Consider the following 15,326-nt stretch of genomic DNA (forward strand, 5'->3'; position numbering starts at 1 on the left):
GAGGCTAGGACTTTTGTCCCAGCCTCTTTTTTGTTATCTATTTTTATTGCATTTGCAATAAAAATGTGTTATGCTATTGTCAATAGGAAAGGAGGAGTAAGATGAGTATTTTGCGTGAGATTGGAATCATTGCGAGAGCACTGGATTCTATAGCAAATATTGAATTCCGAGATTTGGATCTGGCGCGTGGTCAATACCTCTACTTGGTGCGAATTGCCGAGCAACCTGGAATGATTCAGGAAGAACTCTCTGAAGTCTTGAAAGTAGATCGATCCACCGTTGCAAGGTCTGTAAAAAAACTAGAAGAACGAGGCTTGATTCAACAGCGTCCAAGGGGTGAAAATCTTAAAATCAAGGAATGGGAATTAACTGAAAAAGGTAAGCAGATTTACCCCTTCATTTTAGGGGAGCATCTTTACTCTGAGACAACTGCCTTAAAAGGATTTTCCAAAGAAGAAGTCGCACAGTTAGAGGAGTATCTCATCCGAGTTCGAGAGAATATCACCTTGGATTGGGAGCTAGTCAAAAAAGGTCAAAAAAGAAATTATAGTGAGGTAAAGCAATGAAAGTGACAGTCGATCAAGCATTTTGGGATTTATTTCCAACAGCTAGCATTACAGTGATGTCCTTGTATGGTATTGATAATACAGTAGATGAAGCCAAGGATCCTTATTTCAAAGAATTGTTGGACAAGGGTACCAAGAGAGCATGGGAATTTATTGATGAAGAAAACTATACCCAGAGTGAGTTCGTTCAAGAGTGGCGCCAAGCTTTTAGCAAGTTTAAAACAAAAAAAGGAGCCCGATCTTCAATCGAGGCACTCTTAAAACGGGTTCACCAGGGACGTGAATTCTATCCGATTAATCCTTTGGTGGATCTTTACAATAGTGTTTCTATGGCTTATGCCCTTCCTTGTGGGGGAGAAGATATGGATAAATTGGTGGGTGGACTCTCTCTAGGACAAGCGAAAGGAGGCGAACCTTTCTTTCCATTAGGTGCTGAAGAAGATGCTCCAGCTTTGGAAGGGGAGATTATCTACTACGACCAAGACGGAGCTGTTTGCCGTTGCTTGAATTGGCGTGAGGCACAAAGAACTATGTTAACAGAAGATACCAAGGACGCTATTTTGGTCATTGAAGCCATCAACGAGGAGCAGGCCAAACGGGCCCAAACAGCCATGCAGGAATTGAAAGATCTAGCTAAGGATTATTTTGGGGTTGAAGGCACCATCTATCAATTAAGTACAGAACATGCAAGTATAGAAGTTTAAAGTAATAAGGCTTGAAACAATCGTTTCAAGCCTTGTTTTTATTTTTAAAGACAAAGAGTTTACTAAAGACGTAATTGAGGACCACAATGGCCACTTGTGCAAAGAGGGTTTCAATCAGATTGATCTGGCTCTTGTTATTGTGGACAAATTGCCCGATAATTCCTGGGAACTGCTTGACAAAAATCTCGGTCAAGGCCATGTCTAGTATAAAGGTCCCAGATCGCGCAATTGCAAATCGGATCAAGCGCTGAAACCAGCCCTTTCTTTCTTGTTTAAAGACAATGGTATCGTTGGTCGCAAAGGCAAAGAGGATCCCAGCAATGTTTCCAATCGCGGTCGCTAATCGTTCATCACGAGACACTTGATAGATGAAGAGGCGGGTTCCGACGGAAACAATGGTTGTGGCAACCCCAAAAAAGAGATAGGATAAAATCTCATTATCAAAAAATTTTTTAATTAGTGTTTTCATAAATTCAGTCTACCATAAAACCTCAAAATATGCTATACTTGAAAGGTTGAAGAAATCAAACCTTCAACCCTTGGTGCTTAAGATCCTTTCGCCAAGCATATTACACGCGGGAAAACCGCTAAAGGAGAATAAATGAAACAGTTAACTGCTCGTGATATGGCACAAATTGCCATTGTTGCTGCGATTTATATCGTATTGACCATTACCCCACCTCTCAACGCTATGGCCTACTATGGCTATCAATTCCGTGTTTCGGAAATGATGAATTTCTTAGCTTTTTACAATAAGAAGTACTTGATTGCGGTGACGCTTGGTTGTATGATTGCTAACTTATTTAGTTTTGGATGGATCGATGTCTTTGTCGGTGGAGGTTCAACCTTTGTCTTCTTAGGACTTGGACTCATTCTATTTGGTCGATTCAAAAACAAGTTCTTGTTTGACGGTCTTATTCGCTTGGACCATTTCTTGTTTGCGATTTTCTTTTCCATCTCCATGTTTACGATTGCCTTGGAACTATACTACCTTCAAGGCCAACCATTCTTCTATAACTGGTTGACCATGGGATTGGGTGAATTTGCATCCTTGATTTTTGGAGCGATTGTGATCAATCAACTTTCTAAACGGATCGATTTTACAAAATAAGAAAAGGGAGCTTTGGCTCCTTTTTTTAATGCTAAGAATGCAGTAAATTCAAGGCTAAATTAAGATTTTATGATAAAATAAGAACATGAAAACCAGAATGAAAGAATTAGTGGAATTACTCAATCGATATGCTTACGAGTATTACACAAAAGACGCTCCATCTGTTTCAGATAGTGAATATGATCAATTATATCGGGAGTTGGTGGAACTAGAAACCGCTCATCCTGATGAGATCTTACCAGAGAGTCCAACTCACCGTGTAGGTGGGGTGGTTTTAAAAGGCTTTACCAAATACCAGCACCAGTATCCCCTTTATAGTTTGCAGGATGCTTTTTCGCGTGAAGAATTAGAAGCCTTTGATCAGCGTGTCCGTAAGGAATTTCCTTCTATCAGCTATGTATGTGAGCTGAAGATCGATGGCTTGTCCATTTCCCTCACCTATGAAAATGGAGTCCTCGTAACGGGGGCGACACGTGGGGATGGTTCTGTCGGTGAGGATATTACAGAGAACCTCAAGCGGGTCAAGGACATTCCTTTAGTGTTACCAGAGCCAGTAAACATCACAGTTCGAGGCGAGTGCTATATGCCACGGGCTTCCTTTGATCGGGTCAATCAGATCCGTCAAGAAAACGGCGAGCCGGAGTTTGCTAATCCACGAAATGCTGCTGCAGGAACGCTTCGCCAATTGGATACGAAAATCGTGGCCAAGCGAAATCTAGCGACCTTCTTGTATCAAGAAGTGAGCCCGACGGATCAAAGCAGTCAGGAAGGCGTGCTTGAGAAATTAGCCCGCTTAGGGTTTGTCGTGAACCAAGAGCGGGTGCTGGCTGAGGATATGGAACAAATTTGGGACTTTATCCAAAAAGTAGCTCAGTTTCGAGAGGATCTTCCTTACGATATCGATGGGATCGTCATCAAGGTCAATGACCTAGCTGTTCAAGAAGAACTAGGTTTTACCGTAAAAGCCCCTAAATGGGCTGTCGCCTACAAGTTTCCAGCTGAAGAAAAAGAAGCGAAAATCTTATCGGTGGATTGGACGGTTGGCCGGACCGGAGTTGTGACCCCAACTGCCAATCTAACGCCAGTCCAGCTAGCAGGAACCACTGTTAGTCGGGCAACCTTGCACAATGTGGATTATATTGCTGAAAAAGATATTCATCAGGATGATACCGTCATTGTCTACAAGGCTGGTGATATTATTCCTGCGGTCTTGCGTGTTGTCAAAGATAAGCGAGTCTCTGATCAAGCATTAGTCATTCCAACTCATTGTCCGAGCTGCCAGAGTGAGTTGCTTCATTTTGAGGATGAGGTGGCCCTTCGCTGTATCAATCCGCTCTGTCCAGCACAGATTAAGGAAGGATTGAACCACTTTGCCAGTCGGGATGCTATGAATATCACAGGCTTGGGTCCAGCTGTTGTAGAGAAACTCTTCGCCGCCCAGTTGGTAGAGGATGTAGCTGGGATCTATCGTCTAAGCGTAGAGGATCTATTGACCTTAGAAGGCTTTAAAGAAAAATCTGCTGAAAAACTCTATGAAGCTATTCAAGCTTCAAAAGAGAATTCAGCTGAGAAGTTACTCTTTGGTTTGGGGATCCGCCATGTCGGTAGCAAGGTTAGTCAAATCTTGCTTCAAGAATTCCATGACCTCGATCAATTGGCTACAGCTGATCCAGAACGGATTGCCAGCATTGACAGTCTCGGTATGGTCGTGGCTGAAAGCCTTAAGCGTTATTTCGCTCAAGAAGGATCCAAGCGCCTCTTGCAAGAGCTTAAAGAAGCTGGTGTCAATATGGCTTATCTTGGTGAAAAAGTCGCTGCTGATGCGGCCCTATCAGGAATGACAGTCGTTTTGACTGGGAAGCTAGAGCGACTCACGCGTTCGGAAGCCAAGGCAAAATTAGAAAGTCTGGGCGCTAAGGTAACTGGATCGGTTTCCAAAAAAACAGATTTGGTCGTTGCAGGTAGTGACGCTGGTAGCAAATTAACCAAAGCACAAGAATTAGGAATCCAGGTAGAAGATGAGGCCTGGCTTGAAAGTTTATAGAGGATCTTTATGGTAGAACGAATCAAAAAAGCCCGTTTAATTTATAATCCGACCTCTGGGCAAGAAATTATCAAGAAAAATATTGCGGAAGTCTTGGACGTACTCGAAGACGTGGGCTATGAAACCAGCGCTTATCAAACGACTCCAGAACCATTTTCTGCCCAAAATGAAGCAGAAAGAGCCGCAAAAGCAGGCTTTGATTTAATCATTGCTGCTGGTGGAGATGGTACGATTAACGAAGTGGTCAATGGGGTTGCAGGTCTGGAAAATCGTCCGCAGATGGCCTTTATCCCGACCGGTACCACCAATGACTATGCGCGTGCCTTGAAGATCCCGATGGGCGATCCTGTGGCAGCTGCTCGCATTATTGAAAAAAATCAAACCATTCAGATGGATATTGGTCGTGCCTATGGCAGTAAGTATTTCATCAACATTGCTGCAGCAGGAACCCTGACAGAATTGACCTTCAGTGTTCCAAGTAGTGTTAAATCTCGCTTGGGTTACTTTGCCTATGTGGCTGAAGCAGCTAAAATGTTGCCGCGAAACAAGGCTCGTAAGGTGCGGATTGAGCATGACAATGGTGTCTTTGAAGGGCCAGCGTCTATGATTTTTGTGGCCTTGACCAACTCGATTGCTGGTTTTGAAAGTGTCGCGCCAGATGCTAAGCTTGATGATGGGAACTTTACCTTGATTATCGTAAAAACTGCTAAGCTCTTTAACATGTTGTCCTTGATGATTCAGGCCATCAATGGGGGCAAGCATGTGCACGATGAAAATGTAGAATATCTCAAGACCAAGAAGTTGACGATTGAAATGTTAGGGAAAAATGCTCAACCATTCCGCATCAATCTAGATGGGGAGTACGGAGGAGATACACCAGTTGAATTAGAAGTCTTCCATAATCACTTGGAATTCTTTGCAAATATTGATGAAATCAACAACGATGCTTTGGTTCACACATCTGAAGAATAAAAACAAATAGTTGAGCCATGTACGTGTTTTACAAGGAATGGTTCCTTCGGTATTAAATTGGAAATAGGAAAATGTTATGCGACAATACCATGTAAAGCTTCATTTTCATAAGCAAAAAGGAAATTATTTTGCCTATGATATGTGGCAGTGGCAGGATCAAATAGAAGGAAAATCAGTCTCTTTCTCCAAGTTGGATTATTTTGGAGTGGAGGGAAATCTGCTATACGAGAGTGAGCATGCCTTGAACCGGGGCCATGTCCTGGTTAAAGAAGGGGATTGGCTCACCAAGACCCGTGATTTTGAAATCGAACTCTTACCAGAAGGGCATGTTCGAGAAGTGTGGATTCTCGATGGAGACGATACAGTCTATTATTCTTTGCAAGCTGCTTTGACGAGTCATGCATACAGCCATCGTCAGCCTCATGCCTACGATATGGCGATGCACCCTAGAGAGTTTGATGCTAAATGGGCGTATCAAGGATGGCTCGGTCATCGAGAGGAAGAAGGGGAGCATTGCTTTAAACTGTGGGCTCCTACTGCCAAGAAAGTTGAATTGTTACTTTATCAATCAACCGAGCTGGATGCGCCTATCTGGAAGAGCATGCCGATGACGCGTGGCAAACAAGAGTCTAGCTACCACCCAGAAAATACCCATGGTGTTTGGATTTTAGATTTTTTAGGAAATTTAAGTGGCATGGCCTATCAATATCGTGTGCATTTTGAACACCATACTCAAGTGACGCGTGATCCTTATAGCATTGCAACGACAGCGGATGGGATGCGCTCAGCCATTCTTTCAAGAGTAGATCGTCAGTTTGATTGGGGCACTAAAAAAGGCGCCGATGCGACTCCCTGGCGCCTGGACAATCCTTGTCAAGCAGTGATCTATGAGATGCACCTTCGGGATTTGACCAAGTCACCGACATCAGGTGTGGACGAGTCTTTGCGTGGGACCTATCTGGGGGCTTGCCAAGAAGGAACTGTCAATAGCCATGGCGATGTGACTGCCTTTGATTATATCCGTCAGTTAGGGGTCAATGTCGTGCAATTACAGCCGATATCTGATCGCTATAAACAGTACGATGAAGAAGGTCGTGTGACCTACAATTGGGGTTACGACGTTCAGAATCATTCTGCACCAGAAACCAGTTTTTCAACAGATCCATCCAATCCCAAACAAACCATGAAAGAGCTTAAAACTATGATCCGGGCTTATCATGAAGCTGGGATTTCTGTAGTCATAGATGTGGTCTACAATCATACCTACTCAACGGAGCATGGTCCTTTCCAAAATACAGTTCCGGATTATTATTACCGGATGGAGCCAGATGGGCGCTTCCAAAATGGGACAGGTGTCGGTAATGAGACGGCAAGTGAGCATGAAATGTATCGCAAGTACATGATTGATTCCCTTACGCACTGGGTAAAAGAGTACCAGATCGATGGTTTCCGCTTTGATTTGATGGGCATTCATGATGTGACGACAATGAATGCTATTCGGGAGGCGATGGATGCTCTGGATCCACGCATTCTTCTTTACGGAGAAGGTTGGGACATGGGAACCGGTCTCGCACCAGAGGACAAGGCTAAGAAAGACAATGCGGCGCAATTGCCACGTATTGGATTCTTTAACGACACGGAGCGCGATGCTATTAAAGGAGCTGAGGTTTATGGTTCCATCAAACGTGGCTTTGTCAGCCGAAAATCAACAGAGAATATCGTTGCGCGTGCTGTCCTAGGTAGTGCGGAGCTGGGTCATTATTTAAGTCCGAATCAGGTTTTGAATTATGTGGAGGCTCATGACAATTATAATCTCTATGACTTGCTTCAGACCCTCCATCCAAATGAAGAAGTAGCAGGCTTGGTCAAGCGCTCAGAGTTGGCTACGGCCATGAACCTGCTCTTCCAGGGTATGACCTTTATGCAATTGGGGCAAGAGTTTATGCGGACTAAATTGGTAGCGACAGGTCCTGATGGAGAGATCACACCTTTGGATCGTGAGCGGGCCATGAATTCCTACAATGCTCCAGATTATGTGAATCAGGTTAATTGGGATCTGGTCAGTCAAAACAAGGAATCAATTGCCTATATCCGAAGCTTGATCGCCTTGAAGACAAGTCTTCCTGTCTTAGGACTTGAAAGCTATGATAAAATCTACCAACAAGTCTTTATTCAATCTGCAACTGATACCAGTGGCCTTGTCATCTATGAATTAACAGGAGACAAGAAGTACTTGGTCATCTTCAACGCCAGCGGACTTCCATATTACCTCCAAAATTCAAATAAATTGAAATTGATGGTTGGGAATAGTCGTCATAAACGACCATTCTACGTGGAGAATTTAACAGCTTCTGTTTTTGAAGTCCTAGACTAAGTTTTTTTAAAAGAAATCACAAAATCCCTGAGTTTTTAAACTCAGGGATTCTCTTTATTTAGAAGAACTGCTACTGGTCTCTGTTGAGGAAGAACTATCGTTTTCTGGGTGCAATTCTTTATAAGTTGGTGCCTTGAAGAGATCAACGGTAGACTGGTTGCCACGTTGGTTATAAAGGCTGGTTGATTTGTCACCTTTTTCCTTTTCAATCTTCTTCAATGCCTTGAAGGAATTGGTGTAGGAATAATCTTCTGGATTGACTTTTCCAAGATCATTGCCCTTGAAGAAGCGAAGGAGATCACCGGTCTGGATGCTATCGCTAATCTTCAATTGCAGGTTAGCAGCTTCCCTGATCTTGTCCAGTTCTTCCTTGGTTTTTTCGTCTGGGTTCGTGATTTCCTCACCTGTTTTGGTGTAATAGGTCCGGCCACTATAGCTTGTATACTCTGGAGTTACAAAGTAGTTAGCAGAGCGGAAGGCGACGATTTGATCATGTTCTGGTGAGAGCATATCTTGACCAACTTGGAGGAATTTGTTGGATTCAATGCCTAGCAAATGTTCCAAGGTTGGGAGCATATCGATTTCGCCACCATAGGTATCAATGATGCCACCCTTATCCATACCTGGAATAACTACCATATAAGGAACGCGTTGCAACATGGCATTGTCATAACTTGACCACGTTTCAGAGTTCTTACCAAGTAGAGGAGCAAGAGCTGGGTTACGAGAGTTTGAAATTCCGTAGTGGTCCCCATAGAGAACGATGATGGAATTTTTGTAAAGACCAGATTCTTTCAGGTAATCAAAGAATGCTTTGATCGAAGAATCTAGGTAGTTAGCGGTCGCAAAATAGCCATTGATGGTTTCGTCCTGTGTCTTAGCTAGAGGGAAGCCAAGATCATCTCCTGACAAGCTGGTCGTATAAGGATAGTGGTTGGAAACCGTAATGAACTTCGTATAGAAAGGTTGTTGCAATCTTTCAAGGTATTTGATGGAATCCTTGAGCATGTATTTGTCATTAAGACCATACTGGAAGGAATTGCTGCTGTTTTGTTTGGTGAAGTAGCTGGCATCAAAGAAGTAATTGTAGCCCCATTGTTTATAGGCGGTATTTCGATTCCAGAAACTTCCAGCATTCCCATGGAAAACAGCGCTCGAGTTGTAACCATTTTTTGAAAGAATAAATGGTGCAGCCTGTTGGGTATTGGTTCCACCATAGTTCACCATAAAGGAACCTTGGTTGAGTCCGAAGAGGCCTGTTTCAATCATGGTCTCAGCATCAGACGTTTTCCCTGCCTTGACTTGGTTAAAGACATTTGAAAAGGCAAAGGTTTCTTTCGAGTGGTAAAGTGAATTTAAGAAAGGTGTTACTTCATATTCTTTATCATCTACTTTCAACTTGTAATCGATCAAGAATTGTTGGAAACTTTCCAAGTGAATGTAGATGACGTTACGGCCTTTGGCCATTCCAAAGTACTCAGGATTAGGCTTGGCATAATGCTGTTGGATATATTCTTCCACCGGTTTTAAATCTGCTTCGGAGGCTTTGGAACGTTCTTTGTTGGCAACATAGGTCTGATTAGCACTGTAACCTAGAAAGGCTGGTAATCCTAGGGCACGAACGACATAGTAGTTCGAGAACCCACGAGTCAAGAGCTCAGGTCGGTCAATTTCTGCAAGGAAAAGGTTGGCCGAAAAGAGCATGGCCGATAAAGAGGTAACCGCAAAACTAGCTCGTTTATTGAAGGGACGATTGTCCATTCGAATCCATTTCTTAAAGAAGAAGAAAGCGAGAATAGGGAAATCTAGAATGTAGATCACATCCCAAGGGCGGAACAATTCTAAAGCAGCTGCTCCGAGACCGGCAGAAACCTTGCTGGAAGCCAACATGGTATTGACCGTTACGAAGTCTGTAAACTCTCGATAATAGATGGAATTGGAAATCAACCAAATAAATAAGAGAAGGTAGATCCCAAAGGCCAAACTATAAAAGAGCTTGGTTCGTTTGATATAAAGTGCAAGACCGATGAAGAGCAGACTGATCGGCAATGGGTTGATCACTGCTAGAAAAATCTGATAGGGTCCTTGAATGTCTAAATTAAAATCAACTGAATAGGCCCACATGGTTTTGAACCAGTAGAGCAACAGAAGGGTCAAGACAAATCCTAGTCTGGTACTCATGAAATTGAGTATCGAATTCGTAATTTTTTTCACAAAATGTTACTTCCTTGTCTTATTTCCTAAAAATTTTCATATACAAGTATACCACAATTTTATGGAGAAAGAAAAAAATGACTGTAAAGGGGAGGAAAGAAATAGGAAAGATCCGGCATTTTATATCATTTGAAGCTAAATGATGAGAGCTAGGATAAAATGGTAAAAAAAGTTCCAGTAAATAAAGCCTCCCTTTGTGAAAACTGCAGACTTTTGCTATAATAGAGGGTATGAAAAAACTCACAGTCAGTCGCCAAGTCGCAACAAAAATTAAACAAGGACAATCTCTTCTTGAAAAGCAAGATTTTGATTCACTTCCTGCTTTGGATCAAGCGGTTCAATTGCTTTCAGGAGATGGACAATCCCTCGGGGTCGGATACTTATCTGAACAAAATAAAGGGATTGGATGGTTTGTTTCGCAAGAGTTGGTCGCTTTTGATCAAGACTTTTTTAAAAAGTTTTTCATCAAGGCCAAGCAATACCGTCGTTCTTATTATGCGGATGAAACGACGACCGCCTTTCGTCTTTTTAACCAAGAGGGAGATGGTTTTGGTGGCTTCACGGTTGACTTGTATGGTGAGTTTGTTGTTTTTTCTTGGTACAATCCCTTCGTATTTCAGATCAAGGAAACCATTCTAGCGGCCTTTCAAGAGGCTTTTCCAGAAGTCCGAGGTGGCTATGAAAAGATTCGCTTTAAAGGCTTGGACTATGAATCGGCTCATGTCTATGGAGAAGAAGCTCCGCAAGAATTTTTGATTCTTGAAAATGGAGTTTCTTACCAGGTCTTTCTCAATGATGGTTTGATGACGGGGATCTTTTTGGATCAGCATGAAGTTCGAGGTAGCTTGGTAGAGGGCTTAGCAGCTGGCAAGTCCTTGCTCAATATGTTCTCCTATACGGCGGCCTTTTCTGTGGCTGCAGCAATGGGTGGAGCAGTTGAGACAACATCGGTCGATCTGGCTAAGAGAAGTAGAGAATTATCAGAAGCGCATTTTGTGGCAAATGGCTTGACGCTGGATGCTCATCGTTTTGTCGTGATGGATGTCTTTGACTATTACAAATATGCCAAACGCCATGACCTAAGCTATGATGTGATCGTGCTCGATCCGCCTAGCTTTGCGCGGAATAAAAAACGGACATTTTCAGTCGCTAAAGATTTCCATCGATTGGTCAGCGAGGCCCTCGAGATTTTAAATCCAGGTGGGACCTTGATTCTCAGTACCAATGCGGCAAATGTGACCAAAGAAAAATTTAAAAAACAAATCGAAAAGGGATTTCAAGGCCGTAAGCATCGCTATGTAGCGGAATACGGACTTCCGGGAGATTTTCGATGGAACAAGAAAGAAGAAAGTAGTAATTACTTAAAAGTATTTACGATTAGGGTGGATGTATGAAGTTAGTTGTTTCGATTATGCCTCGCTCCTTAGAAGAGGCGCAACAACTAGATGGTTCGCGTTACGAGGATGCAGATGTTATTGAGTGGCGTGCGGACTTTTTAGAAAAAAGCGAGATCTTAACCGTCGCTCCTGCAGTTTTTGAGAAATTTGCTGGACGCGAAATTTTATTCACCCTGCGGACTCGAGCTGAAGGTGGAGGGATGGAGCTGACTAATGAAGAATATGTTGGAATCCTGAAAGATATTCAATCCATCTATCATCCGGATTATATCGATTTTGAGTTTTATAGCCATCGTGACGTCTTTGAAGAGATGTTGGAATTTTCAAATCTTGTTCTCAGCTACCACAATTTCCAAGAAACTCCGGAAAATATGATGGAGATCTTATCGGAATTGACCAGCTTTTCTCCAAAATTGGTCAAGGTATCCGTTATGGCCCACAATGAACAAGATGTTCTTGACTTGATGAATTATACGCGTGGTTTCAAGACGCTGAATCCTGAGCAAGAATATGTAACCATTTCCATGGGCAAGGTCGGGAAGATTTCGCGCTTGACAGCTGATTTGACAGGCTCTTCTTGGTCTTATGCTAGAGTCGGAGATGAAAGCGCCCCAGGTCAAATTCCTCTTGAAAATATGAGAAGAATTCGGGAGTTATTAAATGAAGATTGACGGATATACTCGGATGGCAGCGGTCATTGCCCATCCCATTCGTCATAGTATCTCTCCTTTCATCCATAATCTAGCCTATGAATTAACAGCGACCAATGCTGCTTATCTAGCTTGGGATATTGCTGAAGAAGACTTAGAAAGCACCATCAGCCAAATTCGTAAGTTGGATATGATTGGGGCCAACATTTCCATGCCCTATAAGCAGAAGGTCTTTCCTTATCTAGATGAAGTAGATGAGATGGCCCGAAAGATCGGTTCTGTCAATACCATTGTTCACCGTGATGGCAAGCTTAAAGGCTATAATACGGATGGGATTGGTTTCTTTCATAGTTTACCTCCTGCTTTCTCCATTAAGGGAAAAACAATGGTTCTCTTAGGCGCAGGTGGTGCAGCTTTAGCGATTATTGCACAGGCGATTCATCTAGGTGTAAAACGTATCCTTGTCTTTGTGAGAGAGGAAAGATTGGTCCATTATCGTTCCAAGGTTCAGTTGATTGAAGATGGCTTTGATTTCTTGATAGAATTGTATGCGATTGAGAAAGATGAAGAAGTTCAAAACTCTTTTAATCAAGCCGATCTCATCTTAAATGCCACTGGTGTAGGCATGGATGGTCATTCTCTTCCGATAGCGAGTTACTTGACCTTTCCCCTACATGCCTTAATCGTAGAGATGGCCTACTATCCGGCAGTGACCCCCTTTCTGCAATTAGCAGTGAATCAAGGAAACCAGAGGGTAAATGGGCTGGGAATGCTCTTTTATCAAGCTGAAGCAGCCTTTGAATTAATGACTGGGAAAGTATTTCCTACAGAGTCTGTATGGGAAGCATTGACAACAGAATATCGCCAATTTGTATGTGACTAAGAGAGGGTTTTACCTTTTCCTATTGAAAAAGCTTTAAGAGATTAGAACAAGAACTGATTTAAAAAAAAAACAGTCTTTCTCTAGTCTCTTTTTCATTTTGATTGAGACATGTGCCTTATTTCATGATAAGATAGAATCAAAGAAAAACGCGAAGGAGATTGCTATGAACGTATCGGTACCTATTCCAGGACATTCCTATGATATTGTGATTGAAAGAGGTGGTCTCAACCAGGTTGGAGATTGGTTGCGCACTCTTTGGGGCGATAAAAAAGTCGCCATTATTTCCGATAACCGCGTGGCTAAGCTATATGCCTCTATCGTAGAGAAGAGCCTTGAGAAAGCTGGTTTTCAAGTGGTGCGCTTTGAGTTTCTTCAAGGGGAAGCTAGTAAGAATCTAACCACTGTTTCAAAAGTTTATGACTTTCTAGCTACCCAAGGCATGACGCGCAGTGATGGAATCGTTGCTCTTGGGGGTGGCGTAGTTGGTGATTTGGCTGGTTTTGCTGCCTCGACCTATATGCGGGGAATTTCCTTTGTTCAGATTCCGACTAGCTTGACCGCACAGGTGGATTCCTCTATCGGGGGAAAGACCGGAGTCAACACAGCACTTGCTAAAAACATGGTAGGGACCTTTGCTCAACCAGATGGTGTGTTTATTGATCCTGAAGTGTTGAGCACTTTAGGGCAACGTGAATTGATCGAGGGGATGGGCGAAGTCATCAAGTATGGCCTCATCCAAGATACTGAACTCTGGGAAGAATTAGAAGCCATGGATGGTTCTGTCCAGAGTATTTTAGAGCATGCAGAGAGCATCATTTCTCATTCTTGCCTGGTGAAGCGAGACCATGTGGTGGCAGATGAGTTGGACAATGGTATTCGACTGTATCTTAATTTTGGTCATACCATCGGGCATGCCATTGAAGCGACAGCTGGTTATGGGCAGGTCATGCATGGAGAAGCCGTCAGTATGGGCATGGTGCAGCTCTCCCGAGTTGCAGAAGAAAAGGGCTTGATGCCAAAGGGAATCACTCAAAAAATCGAAGGAATGTGTCGGAAATTTGGCCTTCCGGTGGACTATGAGAAGTGGGATAAAGAAGCCCTTTATCAAGCCTTGACCCATGACAAAAAAGCGCGTGGGACCAGCTTGAAATTGGTGATTGTTCCAGAGTTAGGGCAAGCAGCGATTCATCAAATCCCTCTTCAAGAAATGAAGGACTTTTTAAAAAGAAAGGAATAAGGTTGTATGAGATATTTAACAGCAGGAGAGTCCCATGGACCTCGACTAACAGCCATCATCGAGGGAGTTCCGGCAGGCCTTCCTTTATCTGAAGAGGATATTAATAAAGAGCTCAAACGTCGACAAGGTGGCTATGGTCGCGGTGCTCGGATGAAAATCGAGAGTGACCGTGTCGAGATCACATCAGGGGTCCGTCATGGCTTGACCATGGGAGGTCCGATTACGCTGAACGTGACCAATCTGGATCACCAAAAATGGCTGGAGATCATGAATGTAGCACCGGTCGAAGAGAAAAAGAAGAATCTACGTAAGATCACCAAGCCACGTCCTGGTCATGCTGATCTAGTCGGAGGGATGAAATACCGTTTTGACGATCTTCGAAATTCCTTAGAGCGTTCTTCTGCCCGTGAGACAACCATGCGTGTAGCCGTTGGTGCAGTTGCTAAACGGATTTTAGAAGAAATTGGCGTTGAAGTAGCCAGCCACATTGTTAATTTTGGGGGAATCGAGATTGCAATTCCCGAGAATCTAACCGTTTCAGAAATCAAGGAAAAGGCAGCGAAGTCGGAAGTTTCGATCGTTGTGCCAGAACAAGAAGAAGCTGTTAAGGCCTACATTGACCAAGTGAAAAAAGATGGCGATACCATCGGGGGGATTGTGGAAACCTTGGTTGGCGGTGTGCCTGTTGGACTAGGCTCCTATGTACAATGGGACAAGAAATTGGATGCCAAAATCGCTCAAGGAGTAGTCTCTATCAATGCCTTTAAGGGTGTTGAGTTAGGCCTTGGTTTTGACGCAGGTCGCCTAAAAGGTAGTCAAGTCATGGATGAAATCATCTGGTCTCAAGACACCGGTTATACCCGTCGCACCAATAATCTTGGTGGTTTTGAAGGGGGCATGACCAATGGTGAGCCCATTCTGGTTCGTGGCGTCATGAAGCCTATTCCGACTCTCTACAAACCCTTGATGAGTGTGGATATTGAAACCCATGAACCCTATAAGGCGACGGTTGAGCGCAGCGACCCAACGGCTCTACCTGCTGCAGGAGTGGTAATGGAAGCAGTGGTCGCAACGGTCCTTGCGACAGAAGTGCTTGAAAAATTCTCATCCGATAACTTGGAAGAATTGAAAGAAGCCGTTGCCAAGCACCGGGACTTTACGAAGAATTTTTAAG

The 15,326-nt window shown here is 43.3% G+C and carries 13 protein-coding genes and 1 riboswitch; of the genes, 11 read left to right on the forward strand and 2 right to left on the reverse strand.

All coding sequences use genetic code 11. The features are described 5' to 3' along the window. Window positions 1-101 precede the first annotated feature (101 nt). Both HMPREF2893_RS01860 and HMPREF2893_RS01865 read left to right on the forward strand, forming a co-directional pair. Window positions 102-566, forward strand: coding sequence for a MarR family winged helix-turn-helix transcriptional regulator (locus HMPREF2893_RS01860; RefSeq protein WP_070589239.1), 465 nt, complete (start codon window positions 102-104; stop codon window positions 564-566). Then, the gene (locus tag HMPREF2893_RS01865; protein WP_070673924.1) at window positions 563-1,270 is read left to right on the forward strand and encodes a B3/B4 domain-containing protein; all 708 of its coding nucleotides are present in this window, start codon (window positions 563-565) and stop codon (window positions 1,268-1,270) included. Before HMPREF2893_RS01860 ends, HMPREF2893_RS01865 begins: the two co-directional genes overlap by 4 nt. Window positions 1,271-1,295: 25 nt before the next feature. On the opposite strand, the gene HMPREF2893_RS01870 is transcribed toward HMPREF2893_RS01865, so the two are convergent. Next, window positions 1,296-1,739, reverse strand: coding sequence for a GtrA family protein (locus tag HMPREF2893_RS01870; protein ID WP_049497318.1), 444 nt, complete (start codon window positions 1,737-1,739; stop codon window positions 1,296-1,298). Between the two features lie 28 nt (window positions 1,740-1,767). Continuing rightward, window positions 1,768-1,874, forward strand: a riboswitch (PreQ1 riboswitch). Here HMPREF2893_RS01870 and HMPREF2893_RS01875 point away from each other — a divergent pair. From HMPREF2893_RS01875 to pulA, 4 genes are all read left to right on the forward strand, one after another. Next, window positions 1,872-2,381 carry a QueT transporter family protein gene (locus tag HMPREF2893_RS01875; protein WP_003006740.1) on the forward strand — a complete coding sequence of 170 codons (510 nt, stop codon included), beginning with the start codon at window positions 1,872-1,874 and terminating at the stop codon, window positions 2,379-2,381. (Overlaps the previous riboswitch by 3 nt.) A gap of 85 nt (window positions 2,382-2,466) precedes the next feature. Further along, the gene (gene ligA, locus HMPREF2893_RS01880; RefSeq protein ID WP_070673925.1) at window positions 2,467-4,425 is read left to right on the forward strand and encodes an NAD-dependent DNA ligase LigA; all 1,959 of its coding nucleotides are present in this window, start codon (window positions 2,467-2,469) and stop codon (window positions 4,423-4,425) included. Window positions 4,426-4,434: 9 nt separating this feature from the next. Then, window positions 4,435-5,397 carry a diacylglycerol kinase family lipid kinase gene (locus HMPREF2893_RS01885; protein WP_070673926.1) on the forward strand — a complete coding sequence of 321 codons (963 nt, stop codon included), beginning with the start codon at window positions 4,435-4,437 and terminating at the stop codon, window positions 5,395-5,397. A gap of 76 nt (window positions 5,398-5,473) precedes the next feature. Beyond that, window positions 5,474-7,771, forward strand: coding sequence for a type I pullulanase (pulA, locus tag HMPREF2893_RS01890; protein WP_070673927.1), 2,298 nt, complete (start codon window positions 5,474-5,476; stop codon window positions 7,769-7,771). A 54-nt stretch (window positions 7,772-7,825) separates the two neighbouring features. Here pulA and HMPREF2893_RS01895 read toward each other — a convergent pair whose 3' ends face one another. Next, the gene (locus HMPREF2893_RS01895) at window positions 7,826-9,985 is read right to left on the reverse strand and encodes an LTA synthase family protein (protein ID WP_070673928.1); all 2,160 of its coding nucleotides are present in this window, start codon (window positions 9,983-9,985) and stop codon (window positions 7,826-7,828) included. A gap of 230 nt (window positions 9,986-10,215) precedes the next feature. Here HMPREF2893_RS01895 and HMPREF2893_RS01900 point away from each other — a divergent pair, with 230 nt between their 5' ends. The 5 genes from HMPREF2893_RS01900 (at window position 10,216) to aroC (ending at window position 15,325) form a co-directional block, all read left to right on the forward strand. After that, window positions 10,216-11,379, forward strand: a complete 1,164-nt coding sequence (locus HMPREF2893_RS01900; RefSeq protein ID WP_070673929.1) for a class I SAM-dependent rRNA methyltransferase — start codon at window positions 10,216-10,218, stop codon at window positions 11,377-11,379. Next, on the forward strand, window positions 11,376-12,053 hold the full coding sequence (aroD, locus tag HMPREF2893_RS01905) for a type I 3-dehydroquinate dehydratase (protein WP_070673930.1): 678 nt from the start codon (window positions 11,376-11,378) through the stop codon (window positions 12,051-12,053). The genes HMPREF2893_RS01900 and aroD overlap by 4 nt, the downstream gene beginning before the upstream one ends. Then, entirely contained in the window at window positions 12,043-12,915 is an 873-nt protein-coding gene (gene aroE / locus HMPREF2893_RS01910; protein WP_070673931.1) for a shikimate dehydrogenase, read from the forward strand. Before aroD ends, aroE begins: the two co-directional genes overlap by 11 nt. Window positions 12,916-13,078: 163 nt before the next feature. Next, entirely contained in the window at window positions 13,079-14,152 is a 1,074-nt protein-coding gene (aroB, locus tag HMPREF2893_RS01915) for a 3-dehydroquinate synthase (RefSeq protein WP_070673932.1), read from the forward strand. Window positions 14,153-14,158: 6 nt separating this feature from the next. Next, window positions 14,159-15,325 carry a chorismate synthase gene (gene aroC / locus HMPREF2893_RS01920; protein WP_003014383.1) on the forward strand — a complete coding sequence of 389 codons (1,167 nt, stop codon included), beginning with the start codon at window positions 14,159-14,161 and terminating at the stop codon, window positions 15,323-15,325. Window position 15,326 lies beyond the last annotated feature (1 nt).

The sequence above is a fragment of the Streptococcus sp. HMSC072C09 genome (assembly GCF_001813105.1).
Taxonomy (GTDB): domain Bacteria; phylum Bacillota; class Bacilli; order Lactobacillales; family Streptococcaceae; genus Streptococcus.